Here is an 18242-nt window from a genome sequence, read left to right as displayed (position 1 = left end):
CGAGCATCTCGATCCCACCTTCGTCGCGGCCTACGACCGCAAGCAGGGTCTCGACCCGGTCGATGACCTCGCCGTCCTCCGGCGGCACGGGCTCGACGAGTCGGCGACGGTCGTCGACCTCGGCGCCGGGACGGGACGGCTGACCCTCGCGGCCGCCCCCCACTGTCGTCGGGTGATCGCGGTGGACGTCTCGCCGGCGATGCTCGAAGTGCTCCAGCGGCACGTCGCCGGGGCCCGGCTCACGAACGTCGAGTGCGTCGAGGCCGGCTTCCTGACCTACGAGCACGAAGGGCCGCCCGCGGACGTCGTGTACACGCGCAACGCCTTGCATCACCTGCCTGACTTCTGGAAGGTCGTCGCGCTCGACCGTGTGGCCAAGATGCTGCGGCCCGGCGGCATCCTCCGCCTGCGCGATCTCGTCTTCGACTTCCAGCCCTCCGACGCGGACGCCGCGATCGGGACGTGGCTCGACGAGGCGGTCACGGACCCGGCGGAGGGTTACACGTGCCAGGAGCTGGCCGCGCACGTGAGGTCCGAGTACAGCACGTTCAGCTGGCTGCTCGATCCCATGCTGACCGTCGCTGGCTTCGAGATCGTGGAGTCCGAGTTCGATCGCTCCACCTACGGGAGATACACGTGCATCAAGCGGTGATCCGTGGTTCGCTGAGCCCCCGAACGGGTTCCAGGGGCCGGTGATGGGTCCTCCGAGCACGAACGAGCCCCGGAGCGAGATGCCGGCCGATCCGAGTGTTCCCCAGCACCCGAGCGGGTGGCAGTCGTACGACTCGGTCGCAGACGCGTACGCGGACGTGGTCACGCTGCGCAACCTGGTCATGACGCGTGACCTGGTGGCACTGGTCGCGCCCCGCTTCGGGGGATCGGTGCTCGACGTCGGCGCTGGTGCGGGGGCAGCGGCACAGGCCGCGCTCGGCGCGACAGGTCCTGCGGGCGTCGTCGTCGCCGTCGACCCGTCGCTGCGGCTGGTTCGTCGCGTCGAGCCGCGCCAGGGCATCGCCGTCGCCGTGGCAGTGGCCGCCGCGCTGCCGCTCCTGAACGAGACGTTCGACGCCGTCATCGCGAACCTGGTCCTCAACCACGTGCCCGACTACCAGGCAGCCCTGGCCGAGATGGCCGCGGTCCTCCGACGCGGCGGCAGGTTGGGCGTCACCGCGTGGGGGGTGCTCGGCGACGCCCCGCCGGTCGATGCCCACGACGAGGAGGCCGCCGCGCAGGCGTGGATCGAGACCGCCGCCCGGTACGCCCCGCGCGAGGCCGTCGACGCAGCGGCCCGCGAGGCGCTCCCGTGGGAGGACTGGTTCGCCGATCCGGCCCACCTTCGGGTCGGGCTCGAGGAGGCGGGGCTGCACCAGGTGGAGCTGACGGGCCGTGCCTACCGTTCACTCACCTCCCATCGCGAGTGGCTGAGCTCCGTGAACACGGGCGCGAACGCCCGGTATCTCCACGAGGCGATCGGACCGACGGCGTGGGACTCCTTCTGTCGCGAGACGCTCCTGCGGCTGCGCGAGGTCGTGCCCGAGCCGTTCGAGCGGGTCGCCCAGATGCTCTTCGCCGTCGGCACGAGGCCCCGGCACCGCCGAGCCAGCGCTCCGATCGAGACCGTCGGCGGTCGCCCCCCGGGCGGGTGAATCGACGCCTCCAGGGCCGACGGGGCCGGACCCGTCGTCGGAGCCGACACGAGACGGCCCCGGCACCGTATGTTTGACCGACCCGGGACCGAGACCGACGCCCGGCTGATCGAGACGAACTGGGGGAGCACGTGCGCCAACGGCGAATCATGGTGATCGCGCTCGGGGTCGTGCTCGGACTCGTGGCCTCGGCCGCCGCCGCGGCGGCCCTGCGAACCAACCAGGGCGCGGCACCCCAGGCGACCGACGTCGGCATCACTCCCTCCACCATCCGCCTCGCCGTCGTGGCGGACGTCGAGACGCCACTCGCACCCGGTCTCTTCCGTGGTTCCCCCACGGCCGTGCAGGCGTTCGCGCAGTACATCAACCAGAGCGGCGGCCTGGCGGGGCGTCACCTCGCCGTCGACTTCATCGACTCGCACCTCAGCTCCGGTGACGCGCGCAACGCGATCATCACCGCTTGCAGCCAGGACTTCGCCGTCGTCGGCACGGCCGCGCTGTTCCTGAACAACGTGGACGACATGGTCAGCTGCAAGGACCAAGCCGGAGCGGCGACGGGGCTGCCCGACCTTCCGATCGTGACCACCGAGGTCGCGGAGCAGTGCTCACCGGTCTCGTTCCCGGTGAACCCCTCGCAGCTCGACTGCACGACGAAGGACCAACGCCCCCAGACGTACCGAGCCAACGTTGGGACCGTCAAGTACTTCGAGCGTGCGGTCAAGAAGAACCTCCACGGGATTTCGGTGTACCAGAACGACCTCAAGAGTGCGGCGGTCTCGCAGCTGGTTCTCGCCCGCGGCTCCGAGGCCGCCGGCGTGAAGTCGGACGGCGAGATCGGTGTGTCCGCGACGGCGCCCCAGTCGGGCTACACGCCGGCCGTGCAGGCGATGAAGAACAAGAGCTCGAACTACGCGCTCAGCACCGGCCAGTTCGCGGCGATGGTGTACCTCCGAAAGGAAGCCGACCTGCAGGGCATCAATCGCCAATCCGTCGTCTGGGACTGCTTCTCGCCCTGCTACGACAAGAAGTTCGTCCAGCAAGGCGGTCCCGACGTCGAGGGTCAGTACGTCACGCTCGCGCAGCTTCCCTTCGAGGAGGCCAAGCAGAACAAGACGCTCGCGAACTACATCAAGTTCGCCGGCCAGGACAAGATCGATGGGTTCGGCGCCTACGCGTGGATCGCCTCCGTGCTCTTCCGGGATGCCGTGAACGCGGTGGTCAAGCAGGGTGGCAACAACGCGCTCACCCGCAAGGCCCTGCTCGGTGCCCTGCGATCCGTCACGAGCTTCAACGCGGACGGGATGTGGGGCCCGACCAACATCGCGGCGCACATCCCGTCGCCGTGCTTCCTCATCATGCAGCTGCGGAACGGGCAGTTCAAACGGCTCTACCCCTCGAAGCCGGGAACCTTCGACTGCAAGCCGAGCAACCAAGTCCAGCTGAGGACGGACCTGCAGGGCGGCTAGCGCTAGGCCCGCGGCTCGGGACCGTGGGCCGAGGGCGAGCAGCCGTGGGCGCCCGCGGGCTGGTTAGTCCGCCACGCGGAGGAGCTCGGCCATCCCCGCTTCGATGCCCTTGCAGAGCACCTCGATGTCGGGAGCGGTGTCGTAGTCCCCGGTCACGCCGAACGTCACGTGGCCGTCGTACGAGAAGATCGCCACGCCGATCCGGCACTGGACGCCGAGCGGGACGTACGGCAGCGCAGTCCGCATCCGTCGGCCGAGCACGTACAGCGGGAGCTGAGGTCCGGGCACGTTGGTCGTGACCGTGTTGACGTTGCGCTGGGCGGCCTTGGTCGCCAAACGGGTCCCGAGGGCGAGCAGGATCGGGGGGGCGAAGCCGGACAGGGACGTCAGCGCCTCGCCGGCCACCGCCTGCTTCGACTCCTTCAGCCCGCCGAGCTGGGCGCTGACCCGCTCGAGGCGCTCCACCGGATCCGAGATGCCGACCGGGAGCTCGGCGAACATCGCCGACACCCGGTTGTCGAAGGTGCCGTCGCCGACCGCTCGTCCGCTCAGGTCACGCCCGCGCACCGACACCGGAACCAGGGTTCGGATCACGCGATCCGTGGACTCACCCCGGGACTCGAGCAAGGACCGAAAGCCGGCCGTGATGGCCGCCAGGATCACGTCGTTGAACGTGCCGCCCAGGCTCTTCCGGATCCGCTTGATGTCCTCGACCGTGGTCGACGCCCACGCGTAGCGTCGGTGCGGACCGATCGATCCGTTGAGGCTCGACGGAGGCGTGCGGGGGACGATGCCGGCGAGGGCGGCGAGGCCGGTCAAGACCTCGCGCAGCTGCCCGACCGCCTGACGCGGGACTCGGCTCGCGGCTCGAAGCGCGCGGACCTGCTCGACCGAGCTCCGAGCCATCGTCGCCACGGCGTCGACGGCCAGCGCCACCCCTGACGGCAGGGGAGCCGGCTCCCAGTCGGCGGTCGCGGGAGGCGTGGCGTCGGGAGCGACGTCGAACATGACCGTCAGCAGCTCGGTCCCTGAGACCCCGTCCACCATGCTGTGATGCGTCTTTGCGAGCAGCGCCCAGCGGCCGTCGCTGAGCCCTTCGACCATCCAGAGCTCCCACAACGGCTTCGTCCGATCCAGCTGCTGGCTCATGACGCGCCCGACGAGCCGGCGAAGGTCGGCCTCGTCTCCCGGTGGCGGGAGCGCGGTGTGACGAACGTGGTAGGCGAGGTTGAAGTGTGGGTCGTCCGCCCACACGGGTCGGCCGAGCTGAAGCGGGACGAACCGCACCACCTGCCGATACCGGGGGACGAGCGACAGCTTGCCGGCCACCATCGACGCGAACTCGTCGTAGCTCGGCGGTGGCCCGTCGAGCAGCAGCACCGACGCGATGTGCATGTGACTCACGCCGTCCTCGAGGTGGAGGAACATCGCGTCGAGCGGGCTCATCCGGTCGAGTGCCATCGAATCCCCCTCCAGGCTGCGACCCGCCAACCCCGCCCCTGGCCGCTCGACCCAACCTATGTCCAGCGGCGGCGAGGCGACACCCTCGCCCCGATCGCGGGCGCGGCCCCCACACCGGATGCGGCGCCGAGCAAGGGCCCGGAGCCGATCCGGCTCGGGTCCCGGCGTCGGCACGCGGGTGCCGTGGTGGGGAGGCGTCGACGGCGCCCGACACCAGGGCCGGTGTCAGGGGGGTGGGGTGGAGCCCGCGGCGCCCGCCGGTCCCCCGGCCAAGTGCTTGACATAGTTAGCAGCGAGTAATATAGTACGCAGTAGGCGCTCCGGAGTCGGGGCGCCGTGTCCGAGCCGAGAAGGAGCCCCCGCCCATGACCGCCCCCGCCCCCGACTACGTGAAGTCGACACTCGACGAGATCGAGAAGGTCCGCGTCGAGCTCATCAGCAGCGCCGCCCGCAGCTACCAGCTGGCGACGGGCGCGGTGCGGAGCGCGGCGACGCAGGTCAAGCCCGACCTCCAAGCGCTCGTGGACCGGTACTTCGGAACGGTCGAGGCGATCGTCCGCCGGAGCCACTCGTGGGCCAACAGCCTGGTGGCCGCGACTGACCGCGTCCGCGTCTGAACAACGTCCGAAGCCGAAACGAGCGGGCGCCTCGGCGGCCGCTCGCTTCGCGCGACACTGCCTGGGCTCGAAGCCACCCACCCCGACAGCGATCTCGATGGCCGACGACCACGAGGCCCGAGCCCGCGCCTTGGGCTCCTTCATCCGCATGCAGCGGGAGCTGGCCAACCTGTCCGTCCGCGCCGCGGCGGAGCGTGCCGGCATCTCCAACCCCTACTTGAGCCAGCTCGAGCGCGGGCTCCACGAGCCCTCGGTCCGTGTGCTCACCGCGGTCGCGCGTGCCTTGCACATCCCCACGGACGCGCTGCTCCACGAGGCCGGGTTCCTCGACGTCGACGCCGAGGCACCCCCGGACGGCGAGACCGAGGCGGCGATCCGGCGCGACCCGTCCCTGTCGCCGGAGCAGCGGGAGGCGCTGCTCGGCGTCTACCGCAGCTATCGAGCCGCCAACGACCGCGCCGGGTAAGCGCGCGGACGCGTGCTGGCAGTCGGTCACTAGCTGGGAACCCGGTAGCGTCCTCGCGCGATGACCGGCTGGTTCGACCGCGCCCGGTTCGGCTTGTTCGTCCACTGGGACCACGCCAGCACGCAAGGCCTCGAGCTCTCGTGGCCGCTGGTCGGAGGACTGTTCGCGCTGCCGAAATGCCAGGCGGTCGGGGTCGAGGAGTATCACCGGTCGGCCACGACGTTCGACCCGGTCGCCTACGACCCGCGCGAGCTGGCGAGCATGGCGCGGCGGGCCGGGATGCAGTACGCGGTGTTCACCGCCAAGCACCACGCCGGCTACTCCATGTACCCGACGACGCTCTCCGACTACTCGGTCGCTTCCTCACCCTGCGGTCGCGACCTGCTGGGGGAGTGGGTCGAGGCGGTCCGGGGCGAGGGGATGCGCGTGGGCCTGTACTTCTCCCTCTCGGATTGGCATCACCCCGACTATCCGGCCTTCACCGACTCCGACCGGCCCTACCTGCCGGGGTTCTCCCCGCCCCGGCCGGATCCGGCCCGGTGGGCCCGATACCTCGCGTTCCTCCGCGGTCAGCTCGGCGAGCTCCTGACGAGTTACGGGACGATCGACCTGCTGTGGTTCGACGGCGGCTGGGAGCGGCCCGCCGACTGGTGGGGCAGCGAGGCGCTGGCGGCGATGGTGCGCGACCTGCAGCCCGGGATCCTCATCAACGACCGGCTCCCCGGGGTCGGCGACTTCGCCACCCCCGAGCAGTTCGTGCCCCCGAAGCCCCTCGAGGGCGCGTGGGAGACCTGCCTCACGATGAACGACAGCTGGGGATACGTCCCGGCCGACACCGACTACAAATCGGCGCGCGAGCTGGTCCATACGCTCTGCGAGGTCGCCTCCCGAGGCGGCAACCTCCTGCTGAACGTCAGCCCGACCGGAACGGGAGCGCTGCCAGCCGAGCAGCGCGATCGCCTCGACGCCATCGCCGGATGGATGGCCACCAACGCGGAGAGCATCGTCGGGACCGACCCGGGGCTCGAGCCCTGGCAGTTCTACGGGCCCAGCACCCGTCGCGGCGCGCGCGTGTACCTCCATCTCCTCTTCCGACCGTACGAGCTGATCACGGTCCGCGGGGTGCCGGTCCGGCGGGTCGAGCGCGTCTCGGTGCTGGGATCCGGCCACCCGCTCACGCACGTCGTTCGGACGTCGGTCCTCGACCGACTCAACGCCGACCCGCTCGGCGACCTCGTCGTGACGGTGCCCGAGGACGAGCTGGACCCCTTCGCGACGGTCCTCGCCGTCGACTTCACGCACCTGGAGTAGCGAGCGGTTCCGAGGACGGCCGGACCGCGCGCCGTCGACGGGCCGCCCACACGCGAGCGCCGCGTCCAGGGCGCGAGACTGCGGGCGTGTCCGACCGCGGCGAGGCGTCCCTCCGAACGCTCCTCGACATCGAGGAGATCAAGCAGCTCAAGGCGCGGTACTTCCGGTGCTTGGACACGAAGGACTGGGACGCGTTCGCCGAGCTGTTCACCGCGGACGCGGTGATGGATGCCGACGGGTACGTGGAGGAGGGCCGGGACAAGATCCTCGACTTCCTGACGAGGATCCTCGACGGCGTCACGACCGTCCATCACGGGCACATGCCGGAGATCACCATCACGGGGCCGGACACCGCGATCGGCGTCTGGTCCATGTTCGACTACCTGACCTTCCCGGTGGGCGAGCCCCCGAGGGGTCTCCGCGGCTACGGCCACTACCACGAGGAGTACGCGCGCGAGCAGGGAGGGTGGCGCATCCGCCGGTTGACGCTGACCCGCCTGCGTGTCGATCCGCTCGAAGGCGGACTCCCGTCGTAGGGCGCGCGAAGGCGCCCGGACCCCGGTCGTCCTCGGCCGCCGAGCGGAGCGTCGAGACCAACCGGTCGACGACCGTCACCGCGACCACCCGCGGATACCTCACCGGCTCGGGAGGGGGCCGGTCGGGCCGGGGCCGCGGGATATCTGCCCGCGCGGTGGGGTAGCACGCGCGCAGACCATCCCCGACGGCCGGAAGCCCCATGTACCCGGCACCCGAACCGACCTCCTTCGAGCGCACCGATCGCCGGCTCACCGTCCGCGGGGACTTGGACCAGGCCAGCCGCCACGCCTTCTGGCGCTCGCTCGAGGAGCTCCTCACCGCCGGGCCGTCCGTGGCGGTGAACCTGGCCGGCGTCACGTTCATGGACGCGGCCGGGCTGGCTGCCCTGCTGCGAGCCCAGCGGGTGGCGGCGCACGCGGGCGTCTACTTGATCGTCGAGGCCCCGAGCGACGCCGTCCTCCGGATCCTCGACCGCACCGACGCCACCGAGCTCTTCGACATCCGCTGACCTCGGGCGCCGACCGGCGCGGGGACCGTCGGGCACGGGCCTCGTCCCTGACGGCGGCGCCCCGCGGTCAGCGATCGGCGAGCGCGCGCCAGGCCTCGAGGCTCCCCGGGTCGGTCAGCTCCTCGGCCGGGCGAGGCTCGGCGAACAGGTGGCCCTGGGCGAGCTCACACCCCAGCGTTCGGAGCTCGGCGAGCTGCTCCGGCGTCTCGACCCCCTCGGCCGTGCAGCTCAAGCCGAGCGCGTGGGCGAGGCTCACCACCGCGGTCACGATCGCCGTGTCTTCGGGGTCGCGGGCGAGCCCGCGGATGAAGCCCTGGTCGATCTTCAGCGCCTCGATGGGGAAGCGCTTGAGGTGGCTCAGCGACGAGTACCCGGTGCCGAAGTCGTCGACGGCGAGGTGCACGTCCAGGGCCCGGAGGGCCCGGAGGGTGCCGATCGCGGACTCCGTGTCTTGCATCAGCGCCGTCTCGGTGATCTCGAGCCACAGCGACCCCGGGCGGATGCGGGTCTGCCCGACGATCTGGCCCAGCTGCTCGGGGAACGACGGCTCGGCGAGCTGGCGCGGTGAAACGTTGGCGCTCACCGTGAGCGGGCGACCGTGGCCCGGGCCTGCCTGCCAGCGCGCGGCCTGCGCGCACGCGGTCTCGAGCACCCACCGGCCCAGCGGCACGATCAGGCCGGTCTCTTCGGCCAGGCCGATGAAGTCGATCGGCGCGATCAGGCCGCGCTCGGGATGACGCCACCGGACGAGGGCCTCGTATCCGTACACCCGGCCGGTTTCGAGCTCGAGGATCGGCTGGTAGTGCAGCTCGAACTCCCCACGCTCGAGCGCGTGGTGGAGCGCGTTGGCGATGTTGAGGTGCTCCACCGTCTGGGCCCGTGACTCCTCATCGAAGAACTCCACCCGCCGTCGGCCTCGCTCCTTCGCTCGGTACATCGCGGTGTCCGCGTCCCGAACCAGCGTCTCGGGGGTTCCGCTCCCTCGGTCGCAGAACGCGATGCCGATGCTGGCGGTGACGAAGACCTCGCCGTCCGCGAGCCACACCGGCCGTTCGATCTCCTCGAGCACCCGTTCGGCCAGGGCCTTGACCGCGGCCGGGTTCGCCGCGTCCTCGCAGAGGATCGTGAACTCGTCGCCCCCGAAGCGGGCCACGGTGTCGGTCGGCCGCACCATCTGCCGGAGGCGGTGCGCCACCGCGAGCAGGAGCTGATCGCCGGCGTCGTGGCCCAGGCTGTCGTTGATGACCTTGAACCGATCGAGGTCCACGAACAGGACCGCGATCCGATGGCGCCGCCGGTTCGAGCGGACCATGATCGCCCGCAGCCGATCCATGAAGAGGGAGCGGTTCGGCAGGCCCGTGAGGGGGTCGTGGATCGCCTGGTGTACGAGGCGCTCGCCGATCGCCTTGCGCTCGGTGATGTCCTCGATCTGCCCGATCATGTAGACGGGTTCTCCGTCGTGGTTGCGGACCGCCGAGACGCTGACCGAGACCCAGATCGGGTGCCCGTCGGCGTGGACGTAGCGCTTCTCGAGCCGGTAGCCGCGGATCTCGCCAGCGAAGAGCCGCTTGATCTTGTCGTCGTTGTCGTCCCAGTCGTCGGGATGCGTGAACTGGCGGATGGTGAGCCCGGTGACGTCGCTCGGCCGACGGCCGAGCATCTGCGCGAAGGACTCGTTGCTGCGGAACACGCGTCCGGTTCGGTCGGCCAACGCCATGCCGATGGGCGCGTGCTCGAACGCGCTGCGGAAGCGCTCCTCGCTCTCACGCAGCGCGGCCTCGGCCTGCACCCGGTCGGTGACGTCCCGAGCGTTGATGACGACACCCTGGACGTTCGCATCCTCGAGCAGGTTGGTCGCGACCATCTCCAGCCAGCGGAACTCCCCGTCGACCCGCCGGAGCCGAACGGAGAGCATCCGGCTGCAGCCAGGATCGCCTCGGACCTCGTCCAACGTCACGAAGAACGCGTCGCGGTCGTCCGGGTGCACGAGTGCCGCGTGCTCGGTCCCGACGATCTCGGCGGGCTCCTGCCCGACGAACACGCCCGTGGCCGGGCTTGCGTAGCTGACGAGGCCGTCGGGCCCGGATACGACCACGAAGTCGGACGCGTGCTGGACCAGCGATCGAAACCGGTCCTGGTTCGCTCGCAGCGCCTCCTCGGCGGCCCGGCGCTCCGTGATGTCACGTGAGTTGACGACGATTCCCCGCACCGCAGGGTCGTCGAGGCGGTTCGTGCCGACCGCGTCGACCCAGCACCAGGAACCGTCGGCGCGCCGGAGGCGGAACTCGCGGCGGTCCTCGCGTTTGCCCTCGGCGATTCCCTGTCGGAAGAGGCTCTCGACGAGCTCGAGATCATCGGGGTGCACGAGGTCGAAGGCGGAGACGTCGCGAGACGGATCGCCGTTCGAGAAGACACCACTCGGCCACCCGAGTACCGCGGTGACGGCGGGACTCCCGTAGAGGATGCGGCCCTCGGCGTCGAGCACCGTGATCATGTCAGACGAGTGTTCGACGAGAGCCGCGAAGCGTCGCTCGGTCTGCCGGAGCGCGGCGTCGCGGTCGGTGAAGTGTCGAGCGATCCCGTGCACGTGTGTGGAACGACCCGAGCGGTCGAGGATCGGTTGCAGCGTGACGTCGTACTCGAGCGAATGGTCGCGGAAGTCGAACCCGACCTCGTAGTGCAGCGGCTCTCCAGTGTCGGCCACCTGCTCGTAGCGCTCGACGGCGGCCGCGGCGAAGTCGACGGGGAGGAGGTCCTCGGGCGTGCGGCCGACGATGTCGCTCACGTCGTTGTGGAACCCGATGTGGGCGGCGTAGGCGTCGTTGATCCCGACGTACCGGAAGCGCCCGCGGCGGTGTCGACGCCCAACCGCGATGAGGAACATCGGCTCGCCGGAGGGGGCCGACGCGGCCAGGCGGCTCCAGACCGAGTCGGCGGGGAGGAGCCGGTCCGAACTGCCCCTCGACCGCGCCCTCGCTCCTCGTGGTCTGCGAGCCCAGCCCACGAACGCCGCCTTTCGTCGCTTCGCCCCGGGGCGATACCACTCTCCGTGACGTCCTGGTTACTATCGGCGTCCGGCACCCCGGCATCAAGCCGAGTTCGGTTCCCGTTCGGCGGTGGCACCGCCGCGGTGGGCCCCAGCCGGGCCCGAGGGGCCCCGGGGCCCGGCCCGAGACACCGGCGGCCTGGAGGCCGGATCCGACGCTGGGGTGGGCTCGCCCGCCGGTTAGGCGACGACGCCGCGGGCGCGGAGGCGAGGGCCGCGATCCGCCAGGCCGAGGGCGGCGAGGAGCTCGTCGGTGTGCTGTCCGAGCAGCGGTGCCGGACCGCCGAGCTGGGCCGGCGTGCGCTCGAAGTGGGTGGGATGACGCGGCTGTCGCAGCCGTCCTGCGGTTGGGTGCTGCGACTCGACGAGCAGCCCGATCGCTCGCGCGTGCGGGTCGGCCGCGAGCTCGGCGGGCGAGAGCACGACGCCGCACGGGACGCGCTCGGCCTCGAGACGGCGCATGCCCTCGGCGGTGCTGCACGCCTGCGCCGCCGCGTAGCACCGGTCGATGAGGAGCCGAGCGACGCGCAGGTTCCGGTTGCGCTCGGCGATCGTGGCTACACGGGGGTCGTCGTAGCCGTCGACGTCGAAGGCCCGGCACAGCCCGGCGAAGTCGGCGTCCGACGTCGGCGTCGCGATTCCCCAGCCGTCCCGGAAGCGGAAGGGCCGGAAGTTCGCCACGAAGCTCGACGCTCGGCTGCCGTCGGCGTCCAGGAGCACCTCGTTCCCGGCCGCGTCGGCCCAGAGGAACGAGACCACGGCGTCGAGCATCGACAGCTCGAGGTGCTGACCGCCGGCGCCGCGCTCCCGCGCGTAGAGGGCCGCGGTGATCGCCTGGGCGGCGAAGAGCGCGGTGACCTTGTCGGCCGCGGTCTGGTTGAGGAAGCGGGGCTCGCCCGTGGCGGGGTCGGCCTGGTTGGCCGCGAGGCCGCCGTAGGCCTGGATGACGGTGTCGTACGCGCCCTTGTGAGCGTACGGACCGGTCGGCCCGAATCCGGAGATCGACACGTAGACGAGTTCCGAGTTCTCGCGGCGCAGGTCCGATTCGCCGATGCCGAGCCGCTCGACGACGCCGGGGCGGAAGTTCTGCACCACGACGTCGGCCTGCCGCGCCAGCCCGCGCACGATCGCGCGACCCGCGGGGTCGTGCGCGTCGACCGCGATGGACCGCTTGCCGCGGTTGCACATCTGGAACAGCGCGCTCATGCCGTTCACCGACACGCCGATCCAGCGGGCGATGTCGCCGAGCCCGGGCCGCTCGACCTTGACGACGTCCGCGCCCTGGTCGGCGAGGAGCGCCGCGGCGTAGGGGCCGGTCAGGGCGATCGACAGGTCCAGCACGCGGACGCCCTGGAGCGGACCGGGCGCGCTCATCGGACGAAGCCCGGCGTCGTGCGCGGCCGTCCGCCGGGCCCGCTGTAGGCGAGGCCGAACCCGGGCTCGGGGCGGAAGTCGGCCGCCGCCGCCATCCGCTCGCGCGCCGCGCTCCAGGCGTCGATCAGGCGGTCCTCGGCCTCGTAGTCGAAGGGGTCGGTGAGGACCTGCTCCTCGGTCCCGCCGGGGGCCGGTGGGTGCGCCGCGAGCCACCGAGCGGTGCGGGGGACAGCCTCCCGGGCCGGCACGACGTCCTGGTAGCCGAGGTCGGCGCGCACCCGGGTCAGGTCCAGCACCCGGTGTGTCGGCAGCGGCTGGGCCAGGAGGGGCCACGCCGGCACCGCCAGGTCGTACGGCATCGAGACGACGGCGAGGTCGTGACCGAGCGCGTCGGCGATCAGTTCCACGACCTGCCGGATCGACAGCACCTCCTCGTCGCCGACGTTGAAGACCTTGCCGGCCGCCGCGGCGGGGCGGTCGACCGCGAGCAGCACCGCGTGGGCCAGGTTCTCGGTGTAGCCGTGGTGGTGGAGGGTGAGGCCGTCGTCCGGCACCACGATCCGCGGTCGTCGATCGAGGACTCGACGCACGACGCACCACTCGCGCGGGGCCAGCTGGCGCGGCCCGTAGACGTACGGGTAGCGGAAGTGCGCCGCGTGCGGATGGTGTTCGAACACCGCCTCCTCGGTGCGGGCGATCCGATAGCCCTTCTCGTCCTCGTCGGGGTCGGCCACCACGGGGGCGTCCTCGCGGACGGGCACGGGCAACCCCGCCGGCTGGTGGAGCCACGGGTTCATCCAGCCGCGGTACGCGGGGACGCCCCCGACGGACACGAACCGGTCGACCCGCCCGTCGGCGGCGGCCGCGATGCGTCGGAGCCGCCCGTACATCACGACGAGGAGATCGACGGCTCGGGCGCCGAGCACGTCGGGGAGGCTGCCGTCGTCGTAGGGGTCCCGGTGGACGTGCTCGACCGCGCTCGGGGTGTCCGGGCGCTCGTGGAGGCCCCGATGCAGGATCGTGACGTCGTAGCCGCGTTCCACGAGGCCGCAGACGACGTGATGACCGGTCGGGCCGGTCCCACCGACGACGAGGGCGCGCTCGGTCACGACGCGGATCCGGCGATCACCCTGCCACCCGGGCCGCGACGCACGTGCTGGTTCTAGCCGTCGGCGGCCCGCCGCGGCCCGCCCGCGGCGCGGAAGGGACCAATTCCGACGTTTTGGGACGACAACCCGGGGGAAGGCCCGCCCCGTGGCGAGCCGCGACTGGATGCGTCGGGCCCGCCCGACCGCGCTCGCCGCGCCGGTGCGCTGGCTGGTCCCTCTCGTGCTCCTGCCGCTGGCGGCCCTCGCCGCCGCCGCCGTCGAGGCCCCAGGATCGACCCTGCCGGCGCCGAGCCCGCGGATCCGCACGATCTACGAGCGGGACTGCGCCGTCTGCCACGGCAACGACGCCCGCGGCAGCGCTCGAGGGCCGTCCCTCGTCGGCGTCGGCGCCGGCGCCCTGGACTTCTGGCTCTCGACCGGGCGGATGCCGATCCCGAGCCCGAGCTCGGAGCCGCAGCGTCGGGCGCCCGCCTACGGACCGGCCACGATCCGGAGCCTCGTCGGCTACGTCCAGTCGCTCACCGGTCCCGGTGGGCCCGTCATCCCCCACGTGGACCTCAGGACCGCCGACCTCGCCAACGGCGGCACCCTGTTCCGCGTCCAGTGCGCGGCCTGCCACTCGTGGGCGGGGGAGGGCGGCGCGCTGGTGAGCCGGGCCGCCCCGCCGACGAACCGCGCCACACCCACCCAGATCGCCGAGGCGCTCCGCACCGGTCCCGGCGCCATGCCGCGTTTCGGCTCGGCGGCGCTCAGCGACCAGGAGGTCGCCGACGTCGTGGCCTACGTCCGGTATCTCGACCATCCGAACGACCACGGCGGCTACCCGCTCGGTCGCATCGGCCCGCTGGCCGAGGGCGCGGTCGCGGTGTTCGTCGCCCTGGGCCTGCTCTTCCTCGCCATTCGATGGATCGGGACGCGCGCGTGAGCGCGGGATCGGACCCGCGGGCTCCGACGCCCACGCCCCCGTCCGACTGGCCCGCGGTCGTCGCCTTCCTCGCCAGCGCGGCGGGGGGCATCGGCCTCGCGGTGTGCTACGCGCTGGGCGGGGAACCCCAGGTGGAGGGCGCGCTCCTCGCGCTGGCCTTCGGCGGTCTGGGCGTCGGGCTGATCGCGGTCGCGCACCGGCTGCTCTCCGGCGCGCCGCGGGTCGAGGAGCGCGAGGACCTCACCGCGCCGGCCGAGGAGGAGGACGAGGTCGGCCAGGACCTGGCGCGGGCGGGCGTGGTCACCCGCCGGCGCCTGCTCGGCGGCGCGCTGGCGGCGTCGGTGGGCGCCATCGGGGTGGCCGCGCTGTTCCCGATCCGATCGCTCGGTCCCAACCCCGGGACGGCGCTCCTCCACACGCCGTGGCGAGCCGGCCGGCGGGCCATCGGCGACGACGGGCGGCTCGTGCGCGCCGCGGCCGTGCCCGAGAACGGCCTGGTGACGGTCTTCCCTGCCGGCTATCCGGGGTCGGCGAACGGACAGGCGGTGCTCATCCGCCTGTCGCAGCGGGTCCTGCGCCGCTCGCCCCTCCCGTCCATCGTCGACGCGCCCGACGGTCTGCTCGCCTTCTCGAAGGTCTGCACCCACGCCGGGTGTCCCGTCGGCCTCTACGAGGCCCAGTCGCACCAGCTGCTCTGCCCCTGCCACCAGTCGGCGTTCGACGTCCTCACGGACGCTCGGCCGGTGCTCGGGCCCGCGGCCCGCGCCCTGCCGCGGCTCCCGATCGCGGTCGACGCCGAGGGCTTTGTGGTGGCGACCGGTGACTTCTCGGCCCCGGTGGGCCCGGCCTGGTGGTCCCGGCCGTGACCGCCCGCCGGGCCGCGACCCTGGCGCTGTTCACGAGCGCGACGCTGGCGCTCGCGGCGTGCGGCCATGGCTCGCCCTCCGCATTGCACACCGCGGGCAGCAGCGCCGACAAGATCGCCGGCACGTGGTGGCTGATGTTCGGCCTCGCGATCGCCGTCTACGTCGTCGTGGCTTCATTCATCGTCGTCGCGATCGTCCGTGGCCACCGGGGTCCGCGCCCGTCGCGGATCTCGGAGCACGCCTTCGTCTGGCTGGGCGGGATCATCGTGCCGGCGATCATCTTGGCCGTCCTCGGCGTCGTGACCGTGACGACGGGCCGGGCCCTGCGGCCGGCCGGCCGGGATCCGCTCGTCGTCCAGGTCGTCGGGAAGGACTGGTGGTGGGCGGCCGTCTACCCGCGGGCCGGCATCGTCACCGCCAACGAGATCCACCTCCCGGTCGGGCAGCCCATCGAGGTGCGACTCACCTCCGACAACGTCATCCACTCGTTCTGGGTGCCCGAGCTGGCCGGGAAGGTCGACACGATTCCCGGTCAGGTCAACGTGCTGCGCTTCACGGTCGACCGCGCCGGCACCTACCTGGGTGTGTGCGCGGAGTTCTGCGGGCTCCAGCACGCCAACATGCACCTCCAGGTCGTCGCCCAGGCGCCGGGTGACTACGCCCGCTGGGCGGCGCAGCAGGCTCGGCCCACGCCCGAGCCGTCCTCGGAGCTGCAGGCCGAGGGCGAGGTGGTGTTCGTGCGCTCGTCGTGCGCGGGCTGTCACACCATCCGAGGCACGCCCGCCGTCGGCACGGCCGGGCCCGACCTCACCCACCTGGCGACCCGGCGCACGATCGGCGCGGTCACGGTGGCGAACACGCCGGCCACCCTCGCCCGCTGGATCGAGCGCGCCGGCTCCTACAAGCCCGGCGTCCTCATGCCGCCCGGACTGCTCTCGCACGCCGAGCTCCAGGCCGTGCTCGCCTACCTCGAGTCCCGGAGCTGACGGGTGGCCGCGACCGTCACCAGCGTCGAGCGGATCGCCGGCGTGCCGGAGGAGGCGGCGCGGGCGGTCTGGGAGGACGCGCCCGGGATCCCCGGCTTCCTGACCACCGTCGACCACAAGCGCATCGGCATCCGCTACATCGTGACCAGCTTCGTGTTCTTCGCCGTCGCGGGCCTCATGGCCCTGATCCTGCGCGTGCAGCTGGCGGTGCCGAACAGCACGCTGATCTCCCCCGACACCTACAACCAGCTGTTCACCGTGCACGGCACGGCGATGATCTTCCTCTTCAACACGCCCGTCCTCGCCGGCTTCGGGAACTACCTGCTGCCGCTGATGCTCGGCACCCGCGACATGGCCTACCCGCGGCTGAACGCGTTCAGCTACTGGATCTTCCTATTCGCCGGGATCTTCTTCTTCACCGGCTTCGCGCTCGGCCACGCCCCGAACGGGGGCTGGTTCGCGTACACCCCGCTCACCGACCGGAGCTACTCGCCCGGCGTGAACCTCGACTTCTGGGGCCTCGGGGTGGCGTTCGTCGGGCTCTCCACGACCGTCGGCGCGGTGAACTTCATCGTCACCACCATCAAGATGCGCGCCCCCGGCATGAGCCTGAACCGGCTGCCGGTGTTCGTCTGGTCGATGCTGGTGTTCTCGTTCATGGTCCTGTTCGCGGTCCCGGCGGTGACCGTCGCCGCCAGCCTCCTGGAGATGGACCGACTCTTCGGCACGTCGTTCTTCTCGCCCGCGCACGGGGGCAGCGCGCTCCTCTACCAGCACCTGTTCTGGTTCTGGGGCCACCCCGAGGTCTACATCCTCTTCATCCCCGCCACCGGGATGATGTCGATGATCTTCGCGGTCTTCTCCCGCCGACCCCTCGCGGGCTACCTCTGGATCGTCCTCTCGCTGCTCTCGATCGGGTTCATCAGCTTCGGCGTCTGGATCCACCACATGTTCGTCACGGGGCTCCCGCTCCTGGCGACCGCGTTCTTCTCCGCCGCCAGCCTCGTCATCGCCATCCCGAGCGGCATCCAGTTCTTCGCCTGGATCGCCACGATGTGGCGCGGCGTGGTCCAGCTCAAGACGCCGATGCTGTTCGCGATCGGCTTCCTGCTGATCTTCCTCCTCGGCGGGATCACCGGCGTGATGGTGTCGGTCCTGCCGTTCGACTACCAGGTCGAGGACAGCTACTTCATCGTGTCCCACCTGCACTACGTGCTGAACGGCGCGGTCGTGTTCCCGATCTTCGCCGCGCTGTACTACTGGCTCCCGAAGATGACGGGCCGGCTCCTGAGCGATCGCCTCGGCCGGGTCAGCTTCGCCACCATGTTCGTCGGGTTCAACGTGGCGTTCTTCCCGATGAGCATCCTCGGCCTGCTCGGCATGCCCCGACGCGTCTACACGTACCCGAGCGGGGTGGGCTGGGCCGCCCTGAACATGGTCGCCACGGTCGGCGGGTTCGTCTTCGCCGTCGGCGTGCTCCTCACGCTCGTCAACGTGGTGTGGAGCCACCGCCACGGCGCCCGTGCCGGCCCCGACCCGTGGGGCGCCGACTCCCTCGAGTGGGCGACCGACTCGCCGCCGCCGCCATACAACTTCCTGGCCGTCCCGATCGTCGAGAGCCGGCACCCGCTCTGGGACCAGCGCCCCCTCCCGTTGGCCGCCCCGAACGGCGACCCGGCCACGGCCGCGCTCGGGCCCGACGGCGCCCTCCGGCGCACGGCCGCGTTCACGACCGGCCTGCGTGCGGAGCCCGAGGCCGAGATGACGATCCCCGAGGAGACGGCGTTCCCCTTCGTGCTCGCCGCCGGCATCGCCGTGCTCGTGGTCGGCCTGCTGCTCACGACCGCGCTGCTCGCGGTCGTGGGCGTGGCCGTGGCCGGCCTCGGGCTCCTGCGGTGGACGTGGCGGACGGGGGAGCACTGAC

16 protein-coding genes are annotated in these 18242 nt (G+C 71.7%); 12 read left to right on the top strand and 4 right to left on the bottom strand.

Annotated elements, in window-relative coordinates:
- From VG869_02945 to VG869_02935, 3 genes are all read left to right on the top strand, one after another.
- The coding region (locus tag VG869_02945; protein ID HEV3450138.1) for a class I SAM-dependent methyltransferase at window positions 1-652 on the top strand (652 nt) is incomplete at its 5' end.
- Window positions 653-695: 43 nt separating this feature from the next.
- On the top strand, window positions 696-1646 hold the full coding sequence (locus VG869_02940) for a methyltransferase domain-containing protein (protein ID HEV3450137.1): 951 nt from the start codon (window positions 696-698) through the stop codon (window positions 1644-1646).
- Window positions 1647-1777: 131 nt separating this feature from the next.
- Window positions 1778-3112 carry an ABC transporter substrate-binding protein gene (locus VG869_02935; GenBank protein HEV3450136.1) on the top strand — a complete coding sequence of 445 codons (1335 nt, stop codon included), beginning with the start codon at window positions 1778-1780 and terminating at the stop codon, window positions 3110-3112.
- A gap of 63 nt (window positions 3113-3175) precedes the next feature.
- Here VG869_02935 and VG869_02930 read toward each other — a convergent pair whose 3' ends face one another.
- Window positions 3176-4573, bottom strand: coding sequence for a wax ester/triacylglycerol synthase family O-acyltransferase (locus VG869_02930; protein HEV3450135.1), 1398 nt, complete (start codon window positions 4571-4573; stop codon window positions 3176-3178).
- 365 nt (window positions 4574-4938) lie between these two features.
- Between VG869_02930 and VG869_02925 the strand changes: the two genes are divergently transcribed.
- The 5 genes from VG869_02925 to VG869_02905 all read left to right on the top strand — a co-directional run bounded on the left by VG869_02925 (window position 4939) and on the right by VG869_02905 (window position 8012).
- A complete protein-coding gene (locus VG869_02925) occupies window positions 4939-5190 on the top strand; it encodes a hypothetical protein (GenBank protein ID HEV3450134.1) in 252 nt (83 codons plus the stop codon).
- A 97-nt stretch (window positions 5191-5287) separates the two neighbouring features.
- Complete coding sequence (locus VG869_02920) at window positions 5288-5656, top strand: helix-turn-helix domain-containing protein (protein ID HEV3450133.1); 369 nt, start codon at window positions 5288-5290, stop codon at window positions 5654-5656.
- A gap of 60 nt (window positions 5657-5716) precedes the next feature.
- Window positions 5717-6967, top strand: coding sequence for an alpha-L-fucosidase (locus VG869_02915; GenBank protein ID HEV3450132.1), 1251 nt, complete (start codon window positions 5717-5719; stop codon window positions 6965-6967).
- Window positions 6968-7053: 86 nt separating this feature from the next.
- Complete coding sequence (locus tag VG869_02910) at window positions 7054-7503, top strand: nuclear transport factor 2 family protein (protein ID HEV3450131.1); 450 nt, start codon at window positions 7054-7056, stop codon at window positions 7501-7503.
- Window positions 7504-7703: 200 nt separating this feature from the next.
- Window positions 7704-8012: an STAS domain-containing protein gene (locus VG869_02905; GenBank protein HEV3450130.1), complete on the top strand. Its 309-nt coding sequence runs from the start codon at window positions 7704-7706 to the stop codon at window positions 8010-8012.
- A gap of 67 nt (window positions 8013-8079) precedes the next feature.
- Here VG869_02905 and VG869_02900 read toward each other — a convergent pair whose 3' ends face one another.
- The 3 genes from VG869_02900 to VG869_02890 form a co-directional block, all read right to left on the bottom strand.
- A complete protein-coding gene (locus VG869_02900; protein HEV3450129.1) occupies window positions 8080-10896 on the bottom strand; it encodes an EAL domain-containing protein in 2817 nt (938 codons plus the stop codon).
- 342 nt (window positions 10897-11238) lie between these two features.
- Complete coding sequence (locus VG869_02895) at window positions 11239-12432, bottom strand: CoA transferase (GenBank protein HEV3450128.1); 1194 nt, start codon at window positions 12430-12432, stop codon at window positions 11239-11241.
- Complete coding sequence (locus VG869_02890; protein ID HEV3450127.1) at window positions 12429-13541, bottom strand: hypothetical protein; 1113 nt, start codon at window positions 13539-13541, stop codon at window positions 12429-12431. The genes VG869_02895 and VG869_02890 overlap by 4 nt, the downstream gene beginning before the upstream one ends.
- Before the next feature lie 145 nt (window positions 13542-13686).
- Between VG869_02890 and VG869_02885 the strand changes: the two genes are divergently transcribed.
- Genes VG869_02885 through ctaD form a run of 4 tightly spaced genes read left to right on the top strand, consistent with a single transcriptional unit; the run spans window position 13687 to window position 18241 of the window.
- Window positions 13687-14466, top strand: coding sequence for a c-type cytochrome (locus tag VG869_02885; protein ID HEV3450126.1), 780 nt, complete (start codon window positions 13687-13689; stop codon window positions 14464-14466).
- Window positions 14463-15332 carry a Rieske 2Fe-2S domain-containing protein gene (locus VG869_02880; protein ID HEV3450125.1) on the top strand — a complete coding sequence of 290 codons (870 nt, stop codon included), beginning with the start codon at window positions 14463-14465 and terminating at the stop codon, window positions 15330-15332. Before VG869_02885 ends, VG869_02880 begins: the two co-directional genes overlap by 4 nt.
- Window positions 15329-16318, top strand: a complete 990-nt coding sequence (gene coxB / locus VG869_02875) for a cytochrome c oxidase subunit II (protein ID HEV3450124.1) — start codon at window positions 15329-15331, stop codon at window positions 16316-16318. The genes VG869_02880 and coxB overlap by 4 nt, the downstream gene beginning before the upstream one ends.
- 3 nt (window positions 16319-16321) lie before the next feature.
- A complete protein-coding gene (ctaD, locus tag VG869_02870; GenBank protein HEV3450123.1) occupies window positions 16322-18241 on the top strand; it encodes a cytochrome c oxidase subunit I in 1920 nt (639 codons plus the stop codon).
- Window position 18242 lies beyond the last annotated feature (1 nt).

This window comes from Acidimicrobiia bacterium, assembly GCA_035948415.1.
In the GTDB taxonomy this organism is placed as follows: Bacteria; Actinomycetota; Acidimicrobiia; order IMCC26256; family PALSA-555; genus PALSA-555.
The sequence above is the reverse complement of the archived record's forward strand: the minus strand, read 5'-3'. Positions and strand labels throughout refer to the sequence as shown.